General features: G+C 38.2%; 1 pseudogene. It reads right to left on the bottom strand.

The features are described from left to right. A pseudogene (locus GQO39_RS08940) lies at nt 1-1,255 on the bottom strand (autotransporter outer membrane beta-barrel domain-containing protein); the annotation flags it as partial.

Consider the following 1,255-nt stretch of genomic DNA (forward strand, 5'->3'; position numbering starts at 1 on the left):
ACAGACGGAGATGGTGTGATAGACATAGTCTCAGAAGGATCTGCTTCAGGTTTAACATAGATACCCTCGAGACGGAAATCCCAAAACTTTCCATCACCTTCAAATAACCTTTGCGTAGCATCCGCTTCCCCAAAAGAGGAGCCTGGTCCATAACCACGAAGACGATATTGATAAGGAAAACCATTGACTGTAGTATAACTCCCAGACAACTTAAAAGAATCTTCTTGCGCACTCCCAGAAACTTGAATCAGTGAAATGCTTTGATCTTTCCCGTCACGTATCTCTTTGCCTGAAGTTTTTAGAAAATTTTGCATATGAACAAGAGTAGTTCCAGAAACATCACCGTAGATCAAAATACGATCGGTCTTTTGAGGATCAAACAAACCCTCATCATTCAAAAATGTACTAAGCTTAATCTGAACATTCCCCTCTGCACTATAAGCTTTTTTATACGTTGACAATGTTACTTTGTCTCCTTCATTTATATCCGTCTTTTTTCCAATGCGCAGCGTTTGATAACCATGAGATATATCGTCATCAAAAATAAGTGTACTATCGGAAAGGCTCACCGTAGAGAGCGATGAAGACGTAAAATCCGACTCTTGTGAACCGCTATATTTGCTTTTTTTTAGGTACCATCTCGAGCCACGCATTAACTGTAATCCAACAGTGGAAGTGTCTTCAACACTCATCCCCCCTATAAGAACAGAATTGCTAGCTTTAATAGAAAGAGAGGCGTTATTTTTAGCTTTTAACAACAAATCACCAGAAATTTTTGATTCTTCTGATAACTCAAGAGTACCTTCAGCCCTATAGCCTTTACCCCCCGTAGCACAAATAGCAATACCATTCGGAACTTCAAAAATTGTCTTTGATAAAGAAACAGAAGCTGCCCCTGCGATGATTTTTTTTACTTCTGAAGATTTGTTACCATTTGGATTCAATATATTGGCAGATTCTTCTGGACCTAACACATGAAAATACAAACCATGTGTTCCCTCTCCCTGCACAGAAATATTAGAACTTTCAATCTTAATATTTGTCTTCTTAAAACTGTCTAGTGAATTATATTTTTGAAGCAACTTGCCATTATCATCTACATAACCTGAAAAGTTTTCTATCAAAAAGCCATGCATATCTGTAAGCTGAATAGAGTTATCTCTCAAATGAACATTCCCCCCTTGAGATACCTCAAAAGCTTCTGGCAATGCACCAGTACCTACATCATCAACTGTAACTCCCTCCTTTTTTCCGT

It is taken from the genome of Bartonella refiksaydamii (assembly GCF_902652675.1).
Taxonomy (GTDB): domain Bacteria; phylum Pseudomonadota; class Alphaproteobacteria; order Rhizobiales; family Rhizobiaceae; genus Bartonella; species Bartonella refiksaydamii.